Origin of the sequence: Falsiroseomonas sp. (assembly GCF_030695085.1) — a bacterium.
Taxonomy (GTDB): Bacteria; Pseudomonadota; Alphaproteobacteria; order Acetobacterales; family Acetobacteraceae; genus Falsiroseomonas.
Genome location: NZ_JAUYTS010000155.1, coordinates 37,155 through 53,777, shown reverse-complemented (window position 1 = coordinate 53,777; position 16,623 = coordinate 37,155). Strand labels below are relative to the sequence as shown.

Genomic DNA, 16,623 nt, shown 5'->3' with positions numbered 1-16,623 from the left:
GAGGTGCAGAAGATGCGGGAGCAGAATGACTGCATCGAGACCGCGCGGACGATGCTGCTGGAGGTCTTCGAGACCAGCGAGGCCGCGTTGAAGGTCATCGATGACGAGGTGAAGGCCATCGTGCAGGACAGCGCCGAATTCGCGCAGACCTCGCCGGAGCCGGATGAGAGCGAATTGTGGACGGACGTCCTCGTGGAGTCCCGTTGAGATGACGCAGATTTTGATGCCCGCCCTCAGCCCCACCATGACGGAGGGCAAGCTGGCCCGCTGGCTCAAGGCGGAAGGCGATGCGGTGAAGGCCGGCGACGTGATCGCCGAGATCGAGACCGACAAGGCGACCATGGAAGTGGAAGCGGTGGATGAGGGCACGCTGACCAAGATCCTGGTGCCGGAAGGCACCGATGGCGTCGCGGTGAACACCCCGATCGCGGAACTGGATGACGGCAGCGTCGCCGCGCCAAAGGCGGAGGCTCCGAAGGCCGAGACCCCGAAGGCCGAGGCCCCGAAGGACGAGGCCGCCAAGGTCGAGAAGATGGAAACGGCGAAGCCCGCCGCGACCCCGGTGCCGGCCCAGGCGGCCGCGGCACCGGAGAAGGATTGGGGTGCCACCAAGCCGACGACGGTGCGCGAAGCGCTGCGCGACGCGATGGCGGCCGAGATGCGCGCCGACAAGGACGTGTTCCTGCTCGGCGAGGAAGTCGGCCAGTACCAGGGCGCCTACAAGATCAGCCAGGGCCTGCTGGATGAGTTCGGCCCGAAGCGCGTGATCGACATGCCGATCACCGAGCACGGCTTCACCGGCATGGCGGTGGGCGCGGCGATGACCGGCCTGAAGCCCATCGTCGAGTTCATGACCTTCAACTTCTCGATGCAGGCGATCGACCACATCGTGAATTCGGCGGCGAAGACGCTGTACATGTCGGGCGGCCAGCTCGGCTGCCCCATCGTCTTCCGCGGCCCGAATGGCGCGGCGAGCCGCGTGGCCGCGCAGCACAGCCAGTGCTACGCCAGCTGGTACGCGCATCTGCCGGGTCTTAAGGTGCTGGCACCGTGGTCGGCGGCCGATGCCAAGGGCCTGCTGCGGGCCGCGATCCGCGATCCGAACCCGGTCATCTTCCTCGAGAACGAAATCCTCTACGGCCAGACCTTCGACTGCCCGGTGGATGAGGATTTCATCCTGCCGATCGGCAAGGCGAAGGTGGAGCGCGAGGGCACGGATGTGACCCTGGTGGCCTTCTCCATCATGGTCGGCATGGCGATGCAGGCGGCGGATGAACTGGCCGCCCAGGGCATCAGCGCGGAGGTCATCAACCTGCGCACACTGCGGCCGCTGGATATCGAGACGGTGGTGAAGTCGGTGAAGAAGACCAACCGGCTGGTCACGCTCGAGGAAGGCTGGCCCTATGCCGGTATCGGCGCCGAAGTCGCGATGCAGATCCTGGAGAACTGCTTCGACGACCTGGATGCGCCGCCGGTGCGCGTGCATGGCCTCGATATCCCGATGCCCTATGCCGCGAATCTGGAAAAGCTGGCCCTGCCGCGGCTGGAACAGGTGGTCGAGGCCGCCAAGCGCGTGACCTACAAGTAAGGGGGACAGCTCATGGCCACGAACATCCTGATGCCGGCGCTGTCCCCCACCATGACCGAGGGCACGCTGGCGCGCTGGCTGAAGAACGAGGGCGACACGGTCAAGGCCGGCGACATCATCGCCGAGATCGAGACCGACAAGGCGACCATGGAAGTGGAAGCCGTGGATGAGGGTGTGCTGGGCAAGATCCTGGTGCAGGGCGGCACCGCCGGCGTGAAGGTCAACGACCCGATCGCCGTGCTGGTGGAGCCGGGCGAGTCAGCCGATGCGGCGCCTGCGCCGAAGGCGGAGGCCCCCAAGGCCGAGGCGCCGAAGCCGGCGCCTGCGCCGGAAACGCCGAAGACCGAACCGGCCGCCGCCCCCAAGGCGGAAGCGCCGAAGACCGCCGAGTCGGGCGACCGCACCATCGCCTCGCCGCTGGCCCGCCGCATGGCGGCACAGGCCGGGCTGGACCTGGCTGGCATCAGCGGCTCCGGGCCGAATGGGCGCATCGTGAAGACGGATGTGGAGGCCGCGCTGGCCAAGCCGCAGGCCGCCAAGCCCGCGCCGGCACCGGCCGCCGCCGCCGCCGCGGCGCCTGTCGCCGCCCCGGCGCCCAAGGCCCCGGCACCCGCGATCACGGCACCGCATACCGCCATTCCGAACAGCAGCATCCGCAAGGTGATTGCGCGCCGCCTGACGGAATCCAAGCAGCAGGTGCCGCATTTCTACGTCTCGATGGATATCGAGATCGACGCGCTGCTGAAGCTGCGCTCGCAGTTGAATGCGACCTCGCCCAAGGATGGGCCGGGCGCCTTCAAACTCTCGGTCAACGACCTGGTCATCAAGGCCGCGGCCGTGGCGCTGCGGCGGATGCCGCAGGTCAATGCGACCTGGACCGAGGATGCGATTCTTCAGTACCACGACGTCGATATCTCGATCGCCGTCAGCATCCCCGATGGGCTGATCACGCCCATCATCCGCAAGGCGGACCAGACCGGGCTGGCCTCCATCAGCAACCAGATGAAGGACCTGGCCGCGCGGGCCAAATCCGGCAAGCTGAAGCCGGAGGAATTCCAGGGCGGCGGCTTCTCCATCTCCAACATGGGCATGTATGGCGTGCGCGACTTCGCCGCCATCATCAACCCGCCGCAGGCCGGCATCCTGGCGGTTTCCGCCGGGGAACAGCGGCCGGTGGTGAAGGATGGCGCGCTGGCGATCGCGACGGTGATGACCTGCACGCTCAGCGTCGATCACCGCGTGGTGGATGGTGCGCTGGCGGCGGAGTGGATCGCGACGTTCAAGAAAATCGTCGAGGAGCCGCTGAGCCTGATGCTGTGATGGCGGGCTTCACCCTCCGCGACGCAACCGAGGCGGACCTGCCGGAGATTCTCCGGCTGGTCCGCGACCTTGCCGAATATGAGAAGCTGCTGCACGAGGCGGTCGGCACCGAGGCGGATTTCCGCGACGCACTGTTCGGCCCGACGCCGCGCGTGTTCTGCACCTTGGCGGAGCGCGAGGGCCGGACGATCGGGCAGGCCATCTGGTTCTACAATTTCTCCACCTTCACCGGCCGGCCGGGCATCTATCTCGAAGACATCTATGTCGAGCCGGAGCATCGCGGCCTGGGTGTCGGCATGGCCTTCTTCCGGCGCCTGGCGCAGCGCGCGGTGGCGGAGAACTGCACGCGGATGGAATGGCAGGTGCTCGACTGGAACGCGCCCTCCATCCGGTTCTATGACCGCATCGGCTCGGAAAGCCGCGATGAATGGCGCTCACGGCGCCTCTCGGGACCAGCGTTACGTGCCCTGGCGGGCGATGCGCTGCACCCCCTGGCAGGAGAATCCTGAAATGGCCGAGAGTTTCGATCTCGTCGTCGTCGGCGGCGGCCCTGGTGGTTATGTCGGCGCCATCCGCGCCAGCCAGCTCGGCATGAAGGTCGCGCTGGTCGAGCGTGAGAATCTGGGCGGCATCTGCCTCAACTGGGGCTGCATCCCGACCAAGGCGCTGCTGCGCGCCTCTGAGATCAACCACCTGCTGCATTCGCTGGACGCCTTCGGCTTCGCCGCGGACAATATCCGCTTCGATTTCGCCAAGGTGGTGAAGCGCTCCCGCGCTGTGGCCGGGCAGCTTTCGGGTGGCGTGAAGCACCTGATGAAGAAGAACAAGGTCACGGTGTTTGACGGCCACGGCAAGCTCGCGGGCCCCGGCAAGCTCGCCGTCACCAAGGACGGGAAGCCTGTCGCGGAACTGGCGGCCAAGCACATCCTGCTGGCCACCGGCGCGCGCGCCCGCGTGCTGCCGGGGATGGAGCCGGATGGCAAGCTGATCTGGTCCTACCGGGAGGCGATGACCCCCACCGCGCTGCCCAAGAAGATCATCGTCATGGGCAGCGGGGCCATCGGTTCCGAATTCGCCAGCTTCTACCTGAACATGGGCGCCGAGGTGACGCTCATCGAGGTGATGGACCGCATCCTTCCCGTGGAGGACGAGGAGATCTCCGCCTTCGTCCATAAGGCCTTCACCAAGCAGAAGATGCAGATCATCACCGGCGCCCGCGTGCAGGGCGTGCGCAAGGGCGCGGACAGCATCACGGCCATCGTCGAGGCCGGTGGCAAGGTGCAGGAGATCACCGCGGACCGGATGATTTCCGCCGTCGGCATCGTCGGCAATGTGGAAGACCTCGGCCTCGAAGGCACCAAGGTGAAGGTGGAGCGCACCCACATCGTCACCGACGCCTTCGGCAATACCGGGGAGCCTGGCGTCTATGCCATCGGCGACCTCACCGGTGCCCCCTGGCTGGCGCACAAAGCCTCCCATGAGGCGGTGATCTGCATCGAGGCGATCGCCGGCAAGCACCCGCACGCCATGGATGTGCTGAACATCCCCGGCTGCACCTATTGCCGCCCGCAGGTCGCCAGCGTCGGCCTGACGGAAAAGCGCGCCAAGGAACTGGGCCATGAGGTCCGCGTTGGCCGCTTTCCCTTCATCGGCAATGGCAAGGCCATCGCGATGGGTGAGCCGGAGGGCCTGGTGAAGACGGTGTTCGACGCCAAGACCGGCGAATTGCTCGGCGCCCATATGGTCGGGCCGGAGGTGACGGAGATGATCCAGGGCTACGGCATCGCCCGCACCCTGGAATCCACCGAAGCCGAACTGATGCACACCGTGTTCCCGCACCCCACGGTTTCCGAGGCGATGCATGAGTCGGTGCTTGATGCCTATGGCCGGGTGATCCACATCTAGCGCCATGAGCACCCGCCTCGAAATCAACCACGCCCGCCCCACCGCCGAGACGCCGGCGGCGGTGGCGAAAACCGGCGCCGAAAGGCATCCGGAGAAGGCGCGGCGTCCGGATAACCCGATCCAGCGCAAACCCGACTGGATCCGGGTCAAGGCGCCCACCAGCCCGGTCTATCGCGAGACCCAGGCGCTGATGCGCGCCAATGGGCTGGTGACGGTGTGCGAGGAGGCGGCCTGCCCGAATATCGGCGAGTGCTGGTCGCAGCGCCACGCCACCATGATGATCATGGGCGACACCTGCACCCGTGCGTGTTCCTTCTGCAACGTCATCACCGGCATGCCCAAGGCGCTGGATACGGATGAACCGCGGCGGGTGGCGGATGCGGTGGCCAAGCTCGGCCTGCGCCATGTGGTGATCACCTCTGTGGACCGGGACGACCTGGCCGATGGCGGGGCGGAGCATTTCGCCCAGACCATCCGCGCGCTGCGCGCCGCCGCACCCGAGACCACCATCGAGATCCTGACGCCCGACTTCCTTCGCAAGGAGGGGGCGCTGGAGGTGGTGATCGATGCGCGGCCGGATGTGTTCAACCACAATCTGGAAACCGTGCCGGCGCTGTATCCCTCCATCCGTCCTGGCGCGCGCTACTACCATTCGCTGCGGCTGCTGGACCGCGTGAAGCAGCGCGACCCGACGATCTTCACCAAATCCGGCATCATGGTGGGCCTCGGCGAGAAACGGATCGAAGTGCTGCAGGTGATGGACGACCTGCGCAGCGCGGAGGTCGATTTCCTCACCATCGGCCAATACCTGCAGCCTTCCGTGAAGCACGCCGCGGTGGATCGCTTCGTGACGCCGGATGAGTTCGAGGACTACGCCCAGGCGGCGCGCGGCAAGGGCTTCCTGCTGGTATCCGCCACGCCGCTGACCCGGTCTTCCTACCATGCCGATCGTGACTTCGCGGCGCTGCGGGATGCGCGGATCGCGAAGCTGAAGGCCGCCTGATGCCCACCCATGCCGAAAAGCGCGTGTTGCCCTACACGGATGAGCAGTTGTTCGACATGGTGGCGGATGTGCGCCGCTATCCGGAATTCCTGCCCTGGTGCGTCGGCGCGCGGGTCGTCTCCCGCACCGAGAATGAGCTGGTGGCCGACCTCACCATCGGCTTCAAGATGTTCCGCGAAACCTTCCGGAGCAATGTGACGCTGGAGCGCCCGCACCATGTGCATGTGCGCTACCTGACCGGGCCCTTCCGCTACCTGAACAATCACTGGCGTTTCCGGCCGGTCGCGAACGGAACGGAAGTCGATTTCTTCGTCGATTTCGAATTCAAGTCGCGCCTGCTCCAGGCCGTCATCGGCACCGTGTTCAATGAGGCAGTGCGGCTGATGGTGCGGTCCTTCGAGCGCCGTGCCGCCAACCTCTACCGCCGCGCGCCGCCGCCGCCCGCCGCGACACCGGCGCCTTCCGCCTGAGCTACGCTGTGCGCCCGCAATGCCGGCCGTTCGGCAGGTAGGGCCAGAACAGCCTGTCCTGCTTGTAGAACCTCTCCAACGCCGCCGGGCCTTCCTGCAGCACCGGCACGCCCAGGCGGAAGGCGAGGTACAGGTCCTCGGCCTTCACGCCGCGGTTGCGGTCCGCATCCAGCCAATCGTCCTGCGCACCGTGCTGGATCTTCGTTACCAGCCCGCGATTCAGCTCCCGCACCAGGTCGCGCGCCTCCGGCAGCCAGGCGCCGAATTTCGCGCCCGGCGCGGCGGCGGTGATGGGGATGTTGCGGAGGCCGGCGCCATCCTGCCGCCAGCAACTCATGATGTCGTAGTCGGAGACCATTAGGAGGCCGCGCGCGCCGGTGACGGCGCCGGAACTGCCGCTTTTCGCCGTGGTCACCGCGGTCTTGGCGGGCAGCAGCCCGTGCAGCGAACGGGCGGCGAGGTTGGGGCAGCGAAAGATCAGCAATACGGCGCGGGCCGCGGTGATCTGGCGGATGGTCATGACATCCTGCGGGTCGAAGCCGCTGGCGCGGGCGATGCGCATATCCTCGGCCGAGGCGCCGAGCCGTGCCGCGGCAACCTCCCGCTGATCCGCCAGGATGTCCCCGATGCTCACCCGCAGGCCGCTCATTTCCGTGTCCCCCCGTTCCGGTGCCGCAGGGAAGCATGGCGGGGTTGCCGCGGGATGGCGCCGCCGTTGCGCCTTGTTTCGCGCTGCCGCGGGCCGCCCGGCTTGACGCAGCCCGCCTGGCATAGCGGAGTGCGCCGGCACAAAGCCGGAGCCTAGCCTGATGGTCCATGCCCCCGAACGCCCGCCCGAGGGCGCGCCGCCCGTCCGCATCAACCTGTATTCGGACACCCAGACCAAGCCCAGCGCGGCGATGCTGGAGGCGATGATGCGCGCCGAGGTCGGCGACGAGCAGCATGGCGACGACCCCACCGTGCATGCGCTGTGCGACCGCATGGCGGCGCTGATGGGCAAGGAGGCGGCGGTGTTCATGCCCTCCGGCACCATGTGCAACGTCGCCTCAACCCTGGTGCATTGCCGCCCGGGGGAGGAGATCATCGCGCATGAGACGGCGCATATCCTGACCAGCGAGGGCGGCGCCCATGCGGCGCTCGGCAGCGTGCAGATCTACCCGCTGAAGGGTCCGCGCGGCATGTACACGCCGGATGCGCTGCGCGGCGCGCTGCGCGGCAAGTCCCGCCACACGCCGACGCAAAGGCTGGTGGAGGTGGAGCAGACCGCCAATACCGGCGGCGGCGCCGTCTGGGACCGTGCGGTGCTGGCCGAGATCGCGGAGATCGCCCATGGCGCCGGGCTTTCCACCCATATGGATGGCGCGCGGCTGATGAATGCCTGTGTCGCCGCGGGCGTGGCGCCGGCCGACATGGTGGCGGGCTATGACAGCGTGTGGCTGGACTTCACCAAGGGCCTCGGCGCGCCGCTCGGCGCCGTGCTTTGCGGCTCGCGCGACTTCATCGACGAGGCCTGGCGCTGGAAGCAGCGGCTGGGTGGCGCCATGCGGCAGGCGGGCGTCTGCGCGGCCGGCTGCCTCTATGCGCTGGACCACAATGTGGACCGGCTGGCGGAGGACCACGCCAATGCCAAGGCGCTGGCCCGCGGCCTGGCGCAGATGGAGGGTGTCGAGGTGCAGGACCCCGACACCAACCTGGTGTTCTTCACCATCCCCGGCACCGGCGTGGCGGCGGGCGATCTGGTGAAGCGCCTGCGCATGGAAGGCGTGGCGCTGTCCCTGCTCGGCGGGCGGCTGCGCGCCTGCACGCATCTGGATGTCACCGCGCCGATGATCGAGGACGCGCTGGCGGCAATCCGCACGGCGCTCGCCCGCGCCTGAAGCGCTGCTTCAGCCCAGCTTCGCCAGCAGCCGCGCATGGCTGCGGGCGCCCTGGTGGAAGCAGCGCAGGTCGAACTTCTCGTTCGGGCTGTGCACCTGGTCATCCTCCAGCCCGAAGCCCATCAGCACCGTGTCCAGCCCCAGCACATCCTTCAGGGAGGACACGACGGGGATGGAGCCGCCGCAGCCGATCATGGCGGCGGGCCTGCCATATTCATCGGCGAGCGCCGCCTGGGCGGCCTGCACGAAGTCGCTATCCGCCGGCACCTCGATCCCGGGGCTGGCACCGCCGCCCTGGAAGGTCGCGGTGGCATCGGCGGGCAGGCGCGCCTTCACGAAGTCCTGGAAGGCCGCGAAAACCTTCTCATGGTGCTGGCCCGGCACCAGGCGAAACGTGATCTTGGCATGCGCCTCGCTGGGGATGACGGTCTTGCTGCCCGGCCCGGTATAGCCGCCCCAGATGCCGTTGATATCCGCCGTCGGCCGCGCCCAAAGCCGCTCCAGCGCGCCGCGATCCTTCTCCCCCACCGGCACCGAAAGCCCGATGGCGCCGAGGAAATCATGTTCCGAAAAGCCCAGCGCCTGCCACTGCGCGCGCAGCTCGGGCGAAAGCTCCGGCACGCCGTCATAGAAGCCGGGCAACTGCACGCGGCCATTCGCATCGTGCAGGTCGCCCAGGATTTTCGTGATCAGGTTGTTCGGGTTCAGCGCGCTGCCGCCATACATCCCCGAGTGCAGGTCCCGGTTGGCGGCCTTGATGTCGAGCTGCACGAAGCACATGCCGCGCAGGCGGGTGGACAGCGCCGGCGTCTCGATGTCCCACATGCCGGTGTCACTGATGATGGCGACATCGGCCTTCAGCTCCGCCGCATGGGCCGCCATGAAGGGGGCAAGGTTGGGGGAGCCGATTTCCTCCTCCCCCTCGATCACCGCGGTGATGGCGCAGGGCGGGCCGCCGGCCACCTTCTGCCAGGCGCGCAGTGCCTCGATCCACATCAGCACCTGGCCCTTGTCGTCCACCGCGCCGCGCGCGACCACGCGCTGGCCGTTCGGGCCGTCCACCAGCACTGGCTCGAAGGGCGGGCTGGTCCACAGATCCAGCGGGTCCGGCGGCTGCACGTCGTAGTGGCCGTAATAAAGCAGATGGCGCTTGGCGCCGCCTTCCGGTCCCGGGTGATGCGCGACGACCACGGGATGCTTCGGCGTCTGTCGCAGCGACGCCGTGAAGCCAAGTGCCAAAAGCTGGTCGCGCACCCATTCGGCCGCCCGCACGCAATCCGCCGCATGGTCCGGCTGCGCGCTGATGGAGGGAATGCGGAGCCACTCCACCAGCCGCGCCACCGCGGCCTCCCGGTCGGCATCGATCGCGGTCAGAAGCTGGTCGGTCAGGCTCATCTGCTGGTCTCCAAGGCGCGGCGGATCAGGGCGAAGGCGGCGGTCACGGTGGCGGCGCGGATCGCGGTGCGGTCGCCGGGGAAGATGTGGTGTTCGGCGAGCGTCGGGGCGCCGCGCAGCGCGCAGGCCAAATGCACCAGCCCCACCGGCTTGGCCGCGCTGCCGCCGCTGGGCCCGGCAATGCCGGTGCAGGAGATGGCGACGCCGGCGCCGGAATCCCGCGCTGCCCCTTCCGCCATCTGCCGCGCCACCGGCTCGCTCACCGCGCCGATGGCTTCGATCATGGGCGCCGGCACGCCGAGCATGCGGGTCTTGGCCTCGTTCGAATAGGTGACGTAGCCGGCCAGCATGGTGGCGGAATAGCCGGGGATCGCGGTGAGCGCCGCGGCGATCAGCCCGCCGGTGCAGGATTCGGCGGTGGCGAGGGTAAGGTCGCGCGCCTGCAGGGCGGCCAGCAGGCGTTGCGCGTCGTCGAGTGTGGTGGCCGGCAGCATCACGAAAGCCCTCCCGGAAAGAAATGCAGGAACGCCAGAAGGGCGGCAGCGGCGATGGCGCCGGCCATCACATCATCCAGCATCACGCCGAAGGCGCCGGGCTGGCGGTCGAACCAGGAAATCGGCCAGGGCTTGGCGATATCCAGCAGCCGGAACAGCAGGAAGGCGGCCAGCGCGCCGGGCAGGGAGGCTTCGGGCAGCGCGGCGAGGGCCAGCAGCATGCCCGCACCCTCATCCGCCACGAACCAGCCGGGGTCCTCCACACCGTCGTGCAGCACCTGGCCCGCCGCCCACCAGCCCGCCACCAGGCACAGCGCCGCAAGGCCGAGGCACGCCCAGGGGCCAAGCCACAGCGCCGGCAGCACGATGGCCGAGCCCCAGGTGCCGGGCCCCGGCCGCAACCGGCCAACCCCGCCCAGCGTCGCCACCAGCAAAGCCGGGGTCATGGGATGCGGTCGAGGAAGGCGTCGAGTGCCGCCACCGCCTCCGGCTCCTCCAGCGTCGGGCAATGGCCGGTGCCGGGGATCTCGACGAAGCGCATGTCCCGCCGCGCATCCGCCATGCGGATCGCGGTATCCTCCGACAGCAGGCCCGAAAGGGCGCCGCGCACCAGCATCAGCGGCGCATGTGCCAGCGCGCCGAAGGCGGGCCAGAGGTCGGGCATGGCGCCGCCGCCCTGCATCACCTGGGCGATGCGGATGTCCCACCGCGGGTGCCACGCGCCATCGGGCCCGGCCCGGAAGGTGCCGGCGGTGAAACGCTGCCAGCCGGCCTCATCCATCACCAGCGGCGGCAGCGTGGCCTTCAGATGCGCGACGGCCGCCTCCAGCGAGGGCAGCGCCGGGTCGCGGCCGACGAAATTCTGCACATGGTCCAGCCCCACCGGCTCCAGCACCGGGCCGACATCGTTCAGCACCACCCCGGCCAGGGCGGTCGGGCGCAGCACGCCGAGGATCATCGCCAGGATGCCGCCGAAGCTGGTGCCGACCACCACGGCGCGGTGGCAATGCAGCGCCGCCATGGCGTCCAGCACATCGCGCAGGCTGTGCTCGATGCCGTAGCGCGCCACGCTCTCCGCCCGGCCGCTTTCGCCATGCCCGGCATGGTCCAGCGCCAGCACGCGCCGCTTGCCGGCATGGCGATCCGCGAGCGCGTCGAAATCCTCCGCCGTGCGGGTCAGGCCGGGCAGGCAGAGAATCGGCGTGCGCCCCTCCGGCCCCGCATGGTCCAGCGCGGCCAGCTTCAGGCCGTCTCGCGCGGTAACAAAGACGCGACTCATCGGCGGCCCGCCATCAGCGCGGCGAGGGGATGCGGCAGGTCGCCGGTGGCGGGGTTGCGGGCGCGATAGACGACGACGTTCTCGATCACGCGCTGCACGTAGTTGCGGGTCTCGCTGAAGGGAATCTGCTCGATCCAGTCCAGCACATGCGGCCCATCGGGCGCGCGCGGGTCGCCATAGGTGACCAGCCACTGGTCCACCCGGCCCGGCCCGGCATTATAGGCGGCCGCGGCCAGCGGCATGGCGCCGCCGAAGCGGTTCAGCATCTGGTCGATGAAGGCGCTGCCGAGCCGGAGGTTATGCGCCGCATCGGTGGTCAGCATCGCGGTGGTATGCGGCACGCCGAGCCGCCGGGCGACACCGGCCGCGGTGGCGGGCAGCAGCTGCATCGGCCCGCGCGCATTGGCGGAGGACACGGCCGAGAGGTCGAAATTGCTTTCCTGCCGTGTGATGGCGTTGACCAGCGCCGGCTCCGCGCCATCGGCTGGCGTGGGGAAGGGGGTGGGCCAGCCATCCTCCAGCAGCATCACCCCATCCGCCCCGGCGCGCCGGGCAATCCACACCGCATGGTCCGGCCGGCCGATCGCCACGCCGAGGCGGGCAATCAGCCAATGGTCGCCGGGATCGGCCGCCAGCTCCTCCATCCGCAGCAGGAAGATCCGCGCCCGGTCGGACTGGCCGAGATCGGACAGCGCCACCACGGCCCGCACCAGCTCCCGCCCCAGGAAGCCCGCCGCCTGGTCCTGGCCCGGCGCCGGGGAGGGGATGCCGCCGATGCGCGCCGAAAGCTGCGCCGGGCTTTCGCCCAGCGCCAGGCTGGCCAGCTGGCCATAGAAGGTGACGGGCAGGGCGGCGGCTTCCCGCCATTGTGCCTGCGCCTGTGCGGTGCGGCCCAGAGCCGCCAGCGCCGCGCCCTGCCAATAGGCGCTGCGCGCGCGGGTGATGACGCTGCTGCTGCCCTCACCGACACGGGCGAAATGGCCCAGCGCCTGGGAGGGCTGGTTCAGCATCCGCAGCGCGATGAAGCCGGCGAGGAACTCTCCCTCCTGCCGCTGCAGGCTGTCATCGGTCTGGCCGTGACTGGCCGCCAGGCGATAGGCGGTGGCCGGGTCGCCCAGCCGCAGGATCTTGCGCGACAGCACCTGGCGTTCAACCCAGATGGCACGCTGCGCCTCGCTCGGGAGGTCCCGCTGGAGGGACTCGGCGGCGTGCCAGAAGGCCGCGGCCTCGGAATCGCGGTCGGCGCGGCGCGCATTGCGGGCCAGCTCATGCGCCACGCCGATATCCTGCGCCCTGCCGGCGAAACTGCCGGCGCGGGCGGCGAGGCGTCCCTCCAGCGTGGCGCGCCGGGCGGTGTCCAGCATCGGCAGCACGCGCGCCACGGCGCCGGCCTGGTTCGCCCAGAACAGCCGGTCGGCACGGCGCCAATGGTCGTCCGTGGTCAGCAGCGCGGCGTGGCGGGCCAGGAAATCCTGCTCCGCGAAACCATCGCCATCGGCATCGCGCCAGCCCGCGCGCAGCACCGCCTGTGCCTCCGCCGCGCGGCCGGCGCGGATCAGCGCATCGGCATGGCGCAGCACGCCGGGCAGGGTTCCGGCCGGGCTGCGGCCGAACTGGCGCAGCGCCAGCGCATCGTCCGCATCGCCAACCAGCGCCTCCTCCGCGCGGATCGCCATGGTGTTGGGCAGCGGCCAGTCCGGGCTGGAATCCAGCCAGCGCACGATCTCCGCTGCGCTGGCGCCACCATTGCGGTTCTGCACGCGGCCCCAGACCACAAGCTTGCGCACCACCGGATCGGCGGCGAGCGAAAGGCTGTCGGCTTCCAGGAAGCGGTTCTGCCGCAGCGCCTCCAGCGCCTGGCGGCCGGCGGCCCGGGTCGAATCGTCCGCCCAGGGCTGCGCCGCAACCGGCGCTGCGAGGGCGGGGGCGAGGGCGAGAAGCAGGAGGATCAAGGGGGTGCGTCGCATGGTGGCCACTCTAGCGCAAAATGCCGCCGGTCTCGCGCCCTTGTCGCAGGGCGGCCCGGCCATTACTCTCTTTCCCCTTCATAAGCTTTGCACGGCAGGAAAAACATGTTCAGGGGATCGCTCGTGGCGTTGATCACGCCCATGCACGCCGACGGGTCCCTGGACGCCAAGGCCTTCTCGGATTTCGTCGCCTGGCAGATCGCGGAAGGCACGCAGGGCCTCATTCCGGTCGGCACGACGGGCGAAAGCCCGACACTCAGCCATGCCGAGCATCATGAGGTGGTCGATCTCTGCGTCGCCGCCGCCGCCGGCCGCGTGCCGGTGATCGCCGGCACCGGTTCCAACAGCACGGCGGAGGCGGTGGACCTCACGCGCCACGCCAAGGCGGCGGGTGCGGATGCCGCGCTGGTGGTGACGCCCTACTACAACAAGCCGACCCAGGAAGGGCTGTACCGCCACTTCATGGCGATCGCCGATGCCGTGGAACTGCCGCTGATCATCTACAACATCCCGCCGCGCAGCGTGGTGGACATGTCGGTTGAGACCATGGCGCGGCTGGCGAAGCACCCGAACATCGTCGGCGTGAAGGACGCGACCGCGAATCTGACCCGCCCGCTGCACACCACCGCCGCCATCGGCGAGGATTTCTGCCAGTTGTCGGGCGAGGATCACACCGCCCTGGCGTTTCTCGCGGCCGGTGGCCATGGCTGCATCAGCGTGACGGCCAATATCGCGCCGCGCCTCTGCCGGCAGATGCACGACGCCTGGGCCGAGGGCCGCATCAAGGACGCCATGGCGATCCAGGCGCGGCTGACCCCGGTGCATGATGCGATGTTCTGCGAGACCTCGCCCGGTCCGGTGAAGCTCGCCGCCTCCCTGCTCGGCCACGGCACCGATCATTGCCGCCTGCCGATGGCCCCCGTGGCGGAGGCGACGCAGGCACGTGTTCGCGCTGCCATGACGGGGGCCGGATTGCTCAACTGATGGCAGAGCCCAAGAAGAAAAGCGCGCTGATCAGCCACGGCATCGCCGCCCAGAACCGCAAGGCGCGCTACGACTACAAGATCGGCGAGGAGATCGAGGCCGGCGTGATGCTGGTGGGGCCGGAGGTGAAGTCGCTGCGCGCCGGCCGTGCGACGCTGACCGAGGCCTGGGCCGGCGAGCGGGACGGCGAGATGTGGCTGTTCAACTGCTACATCCCGGAATGGCAGGCCGGCAGCCATGTCGCCACCTTCGAGCCGCGCCGCCCGCGCAAGCTGCTGCTGCACCGCAAGCAGGTGAAGGAGCTTTCGGCGAGCATCGCCCGCGACGGCATTTCGCTGGTGCCGCTCGCCATCCAGTTCAATGAGCGCGGTGTGGCGAAGATCCTGCTCGGTGTCGGTGAGGGCAAAAAGAAGCACGACAAGCGCGCCGCCATCGCGGAACGGGACTGGTCGCGCGACAAGGCCAGGCTGATGCGCGACCGGGGCTAAGGCCCCGCCATGCGCGGAATCCTGCTGGCTCTGCTTCTTGCCGCCTGCGCCACAACGCCCGACCCTACCCTGCACACCATCGCCGTGCCCGGCACCGGCCGCAGCATCGAGGCGCGGCTGTGCCGGCCGGAGGTTGGCGGACCGGTAAATGGCGGGCCGGTAAATGGCGGGCCGGTGCCGCTCGCCATCATCAACCACGGCTCGCCCGGCCAGGCCGCCGCCCGCGGCGGGATGCGGCCGCAGCCCTGCTCGGCGGAGGCGGTGCGTTGGTTCCTCGACCGCGGCTTCGCCGTGCTGCTGCCGCTGCGGCGCGGCTACGGGGCTGATACCGGCACTTGGGCGGAGGGTTTTGGCCCCTGTGCCAGCCCGGACTACGCGGCGGCCGGGCGGCAGACGGCGCAGGATATCGCGGCGGCCGTGGCGCATGGGCGCCGCCTGCCAGGCATCCGGCCGCAGGGCGTTCTGGTGGTCGGCCAATCGGCCGGCGGCTGGGGTGCGCTGGCCCTGGCGGCAAACCGGCCGGAGGGTGTGGCGGCGGTGGTCAACATGGCCGGCGGACGCGGTGGCTGGGCGGGCGGCCAGGCCAACGCGGTCTGCGCTGCGCCGCGCCTGGTCGCGGCGGCGGGCGAATTCGGCCGCACGGCGCGGCTGCCGACGCTTTGGGTCTACACCGCCAATGACAGTTTCTTCGGCCCGCACCTCGCCGCCGCCATGCACCATGCCTTCACGGATGCCGGCGGCAAGGCGCGCCTTCAGCCGATGCCGCGATTCGGCCGTGACGGGCACAGCCTGTTCTTCGGTGCCGGCGGCAGCGCGGTATGGGGCCCGGTGGTGGAGGCGTTCCTGCGCGCGGAGGGCTACGCGACCCGGTAGCAGCTACTGCAGACTGCCCCAGCGTTCCGTCGACGGCTCTGCCGCGGCCCATTTCCAGCCCGTCGTCTGGCGGCAGGCGGTGGTGATGAACCACTGGCCCTCGCCCTCGATGGCGAAGGCGGCCTCCCGGCACTCCGCCAGCGGGTTGTCGATGACGCGCACCAGCCGCACCTGGCCGCTGCGATTGCCGATCGGGATGGTGTGGCGCACCTGCCAGGACCCGGCTTCGCCGGGGTCGAGGCCGCCGATCGCGTCGGCCAGCGCATCCTGTTCCGCCCGCTGCCGGCCGCGCATCACCACCTGCATGCCCGCCGTGACGCCGGCGCGGACGCTGATGCCGATGGCGTAGCCCACCGCCGGGTTGCTGCTGGCGAACGCCGCGCCGCCCCCGGCCACCGCGCCCGACAGATCCGCCACCTGGCCGCAGCCCGCCAGCATCACGGCGAGACCCGCCACCGCGAGCACCCTCACTGCAGGCTGCCCCAGCGTTCCGTGGCGGGCTCGGCGGAGGCCCAGCGCCAGGTGGCCTCGTCCCGGCAGATGGTCGCGGTGTAGAAGCGGCGGCTTTCCGGCGCGACGACGGAGAACACGATCTCCTTGCAATCCAGCGTGCCGGCGCTGATCCGGCGCGTCACTGCAACCTCCCCGGCCTCATCCGGCTGCAGGGGAATCGTGTGGTCCACGGACCAGGGGGCCACCTGGCCCACTTCAAGCGGCCCGGCCGTGGCGGCCAGTTGCAGCTGCGCGGTGCGCTGGGTGCGTCGCTGGGCGTATTGCAGCCCGGCCCGCGCGCCGGCCTGCACGCCGATACCGATGCCGGTGGTGGCCGCCGCGCTGGCGCCCACCGCCTCCGCCAGGCTGGCGCTGCCGATGCCGGCGGCGGCGCCGGTACCCTCGGACAGCAGGGCGCCGCAGCCGGGCAGGGCGGTGGTGCAGGCGAGAAGCAGGACAGCGATGCGGGTCATCTGCAACCGGATGGC

The 16,623-nt window shown here is 69.7% G+C and carries 18 protein-coding genes and 1 pseudogene; 11 read left to right on the top strand and 8 right to left on the bottom strand.

Annotated features, from left to right (window positions below):
* The 7 genes and pseudogenes from Q8S40_RS16780 to Q8S40_RS16750 all read left to right on the top strand — a co-directional run.
* A pseudogene (locus Q8S40_RS16780) lies at nucleotides 1-207 on the top strand (pyruvate dehydrogenase (acetyl-transferring) E1 component subunit alpha); the annotation flags it as partial.
* A gap of 1 nt (nucleotide 208) precedes the next feature.
* Entirely contained in the window at nucleotides 209-1,588 is a 1,380-nt protein-coding gene (locus tag Q8S40_RS16775) for a pyruvate dehydrogenase complex E1 component subunit beta (RefSeq protein ID WP_304815634.1), read from the top strand.
* Between the two features lie 12 nt (nucleotides 1,589-1,600).
* Nucleotides 1,601-2,908, top strand: coding sequence for a pyruvate dehydrogenase complex dihydrolipoamide acetyltransferase (locus tag Q8S40_RS16770; RefSeq protein ID WP_305671281.1), 1,308 nt, complete (start codon nucleotides 1,601-1,603; stop codon nucleotides 2,906-2,908).
* A complete protein-coding gene (locus Q8S40_RS16765; RefSeq protein WP_305671280.1) occupies nucleotides 2,908-3,417 on the top strand; it encodes a GNAT family N-acetyltransferase in 510 nt (169 codons plus the stop codon). The genes Q8S40_RS16770 and Q8S40_RS16765 overlap by 1 nt, the downstream gene beginning before the upstream one ends.
* A gap of 1 nt (nucleotide 3,418) precedes the next feature.
* Complete coding sequence (gene lpdA, locus Q8S40_RS16760) at nucleotides 3,419-4,813, top strand: dihydrolipoyl dehydrogenase (RefSeq protein ID WP_305671279.1); 1,395 nt, start codon at nucleotides 3,419-3,421, stop codon at nucleotides 4,811-4,813.
* A gap of 4 nt (nucleotides 4,814-4,817) precedes the next feature.
* Nucleotides 4,818-5,816, top strand: coding sequence for a lipoyl synthase (lipA, locus tag Q8S40_RS16755; RefSeq protein ID WP_305671278.1), 999 nt, complete (start codon nucleotides 4,818-4,820; stop codon nucleotides 5,814-5,816).
* Complete coding sequence (locus Q8S40_RS16750) at nucleotides 5,816-6,286, top strand: type II toxin-antitoxin system RatA family toxin (RefSeq protein ID WP_304815624.1); 471 nt, start codon at nucleotides 5,816-5,818, stop codon at nucleotides 6,284-6,286. The genes lipA and Q8S40_RS16750 overlap by 1 nt, the downstream gene beginning before the upstream one ends.
* A 1-nt stretch (nucleotide 6,287) precedes the next feature.
* On the opposite strand, the gene Q8S40_RS16745 is transcribed toward Q8S40_RS16750, so the two are convergent.
* The gene (locus tag Q8S40_RS16745; protein ID WP_305671277.1) at nucleotides 6,288-6,935 is read right to left on the bottom strand and encodes a hypothetical protein; all 648 of its coding nucleotides are present in this window, start codon (nucleotides 6,933-6,935) and stop codon (nucleotides 6,288-6,290) included.
* A 160-nt stretch (nucleotides 6,936-7,095) separates the two neighbouring features.
* Between Q8S40_RS16745 and Q8S40_RS16740 the strand changes: the two genes are divergently transcribed.
* Nucleotides 7,096-8,163, top strand: coding sequence for a low specificity L-threonine aldolase (locus tag Q8S40_RS16740; RefSeq protein ID WP_304815622.1), 1,068 nt, complete (start codon nucleotides 7,096-7,098; stop codon nucleotides 8,161-8,163).
* Nucleotides 8,164-8,172: 9 nt separating this feature from the next.
* On the opposite strand, the gene Q8S40_RS16735 is transcribed toward Q8S40_RS16740, so the two are convergent.
* Genes Q8S40_RS16735 through Q8S40_RS16715 form a run of 5 tightly spaced genes read right to left on the bottom strand, consistent with a single transcriptional unit; the run spans nucleotide 8,173 to nucleotide 13,283 of the window.
* The gene (locus Q8S40_RS16735; protein ID WP_305671276.1) at nucleotides 8,173-9,558 is read right to left on the bottom strand and encodes a dipeptidase; all 1,386 of its coding nucleotides are present in this window, start codon (nucleotides 9,556-9,558) and stop codon (nucleotides 8,173-8,175) included.
* A complete protein-coding gene (locus Q8S40_RS16730) occupies nucleotides 9,555-10,052 on the bottom strand; it encodes a CinA family protein (RefSeq protein WP_304815619.1) in 498 nt (165 codons plus the stop codon). The genes Q8S40_RS16735 and Q8S40_RS16730 overlap by 4 nt, the downstream gene beginning before the upstream one ends.
* Complete coding sequence (locus Q8S40_RS16725) at nucleotides 10,052-10,498, bottom strand: phosphatidylglycerophosphatase A (protein ID WP_305671275.1); 447 nt, start codon at nucleotides 10,496-10,498, stop codon at nucleotides 10,052-10,054. Before Q8S40_RS16725 ends, Q8S40_RS16730 begins: the two co-directional genes overlap by 1 nt.
* A complete protein-coding gene (locus Q8S40_RS16720; RefSeq protein WP_305671274.1) occupies nucleotides 10,495-11,331 on the bottom strand; it encodes an alpha/beta fold hydrolase in 837 nt (278 codons plus the stop codon). The genes Q8S40_RS16725 and Q8S40_RS16720 overlap by 4 nt, the downstream gene beginning before the upstream one ends.
* Nucleotides 11,328-13,283 (bottom strand): lytic transglycosylase domain-containing protein, encoded by a 1,956-nt coding sequence (locus tag Q8S40_RS16715; RefSeq protein WP_305671273.1) that lies wholly within the window; start codon nucleotides 13,281-13,283, stop codon nucleotides 11,328-11,330. The genes Q8S40_RS16720 and Q8S40_RS16715 overlap by 4 nt, the downstream gene beginning before the upstream one ends.
* A gap of 120 nt (nucleotides 13,284-13,403) precedes the next feature.
* Between Q8S40_RS16715 and dapA the strand changes: the two genes are divergently transcribed.
* The 3 genes from dapA to Q8S40_RS16700 are packed head-to-tail and all read left to right on the top strand — an operon-like array spanning nucleotide 13,404 to nucleotide 15,643.
* A complete protein-coding gene (gene dapA, locus Q8S40_RS16710) occupies nucleotides 13,404-14,282 on the top strand; it encodes a 4-hydroxy-tetrahydrodipicolinate synthase (RefSeq protein ID WP_305671272.1) in 879 nt (292 codons plus the stop codon).
* Entirely contained in the window at nucleotides 14,282-14,770 is a 489-nt protein-coding gene (gene smpB, locus Q8S40_RS16705; RefSeq protein WP_304815612.1) for an SsrA-binding protein SmpB, read from the top strand. Before dapA ends, smpB begins: the two co-directional genes overlap by 1 nt.
* Nucleotides 14,771-14,779: 9 nt before the next feature.
* The gene (locus tag Q8S40_RS16700) at nucleotides 14,780-15,643 is read left to right on the top strand and encodes a S9 family peptidase (RefSeq protein WP_305671271.1); all 864 of its coding nucleotides are present in this window, start codon (nucleotides 14,780-14,782) and stop codon (nucleotides 15,641-15,643) included.
* Between the two features lie 3 nt (nucleotides 15,644-15,646).
* Here Q8S40_RS16700 and Q8S40_RS16695 read toward each other — a convergent pair whose 3' ends face one another.
* Together Q8S40_RS16695 and Q8S40_RS16690 are read right to left on the bottom strand one after the other, a co-directional pair.
* Nucleotides 15,647-16,114, bottom strand: a complete 468-nt coding sequence (locus Q8S40_RS16695; RefSeq protein ID WP_305671270.1) for a hypothetical protein — start codon at nucleotides 16,112-16,114, stop codon at nucleotides 15,647-15,649.
* Nucleotides 16,111-16,608 (bottom strand): hypothetical protein, encoded by a 498-nt coding sequence (locus Q8S40_RS16690; RefSeq protein WP_305671269.1) that lies wholly within the window; start codon nucleotides 16,606-16,608, stop codon nucleotides 16,111-16,113. The genes Q8S40_RS16695 and Q8S40_RS16690 overlap by 4 nt, the downstream gene beginning before the upstream one ends.
* Between the last annotated feature and the right edge of the window lie 15 nt (nucleotides 16,609-16,623).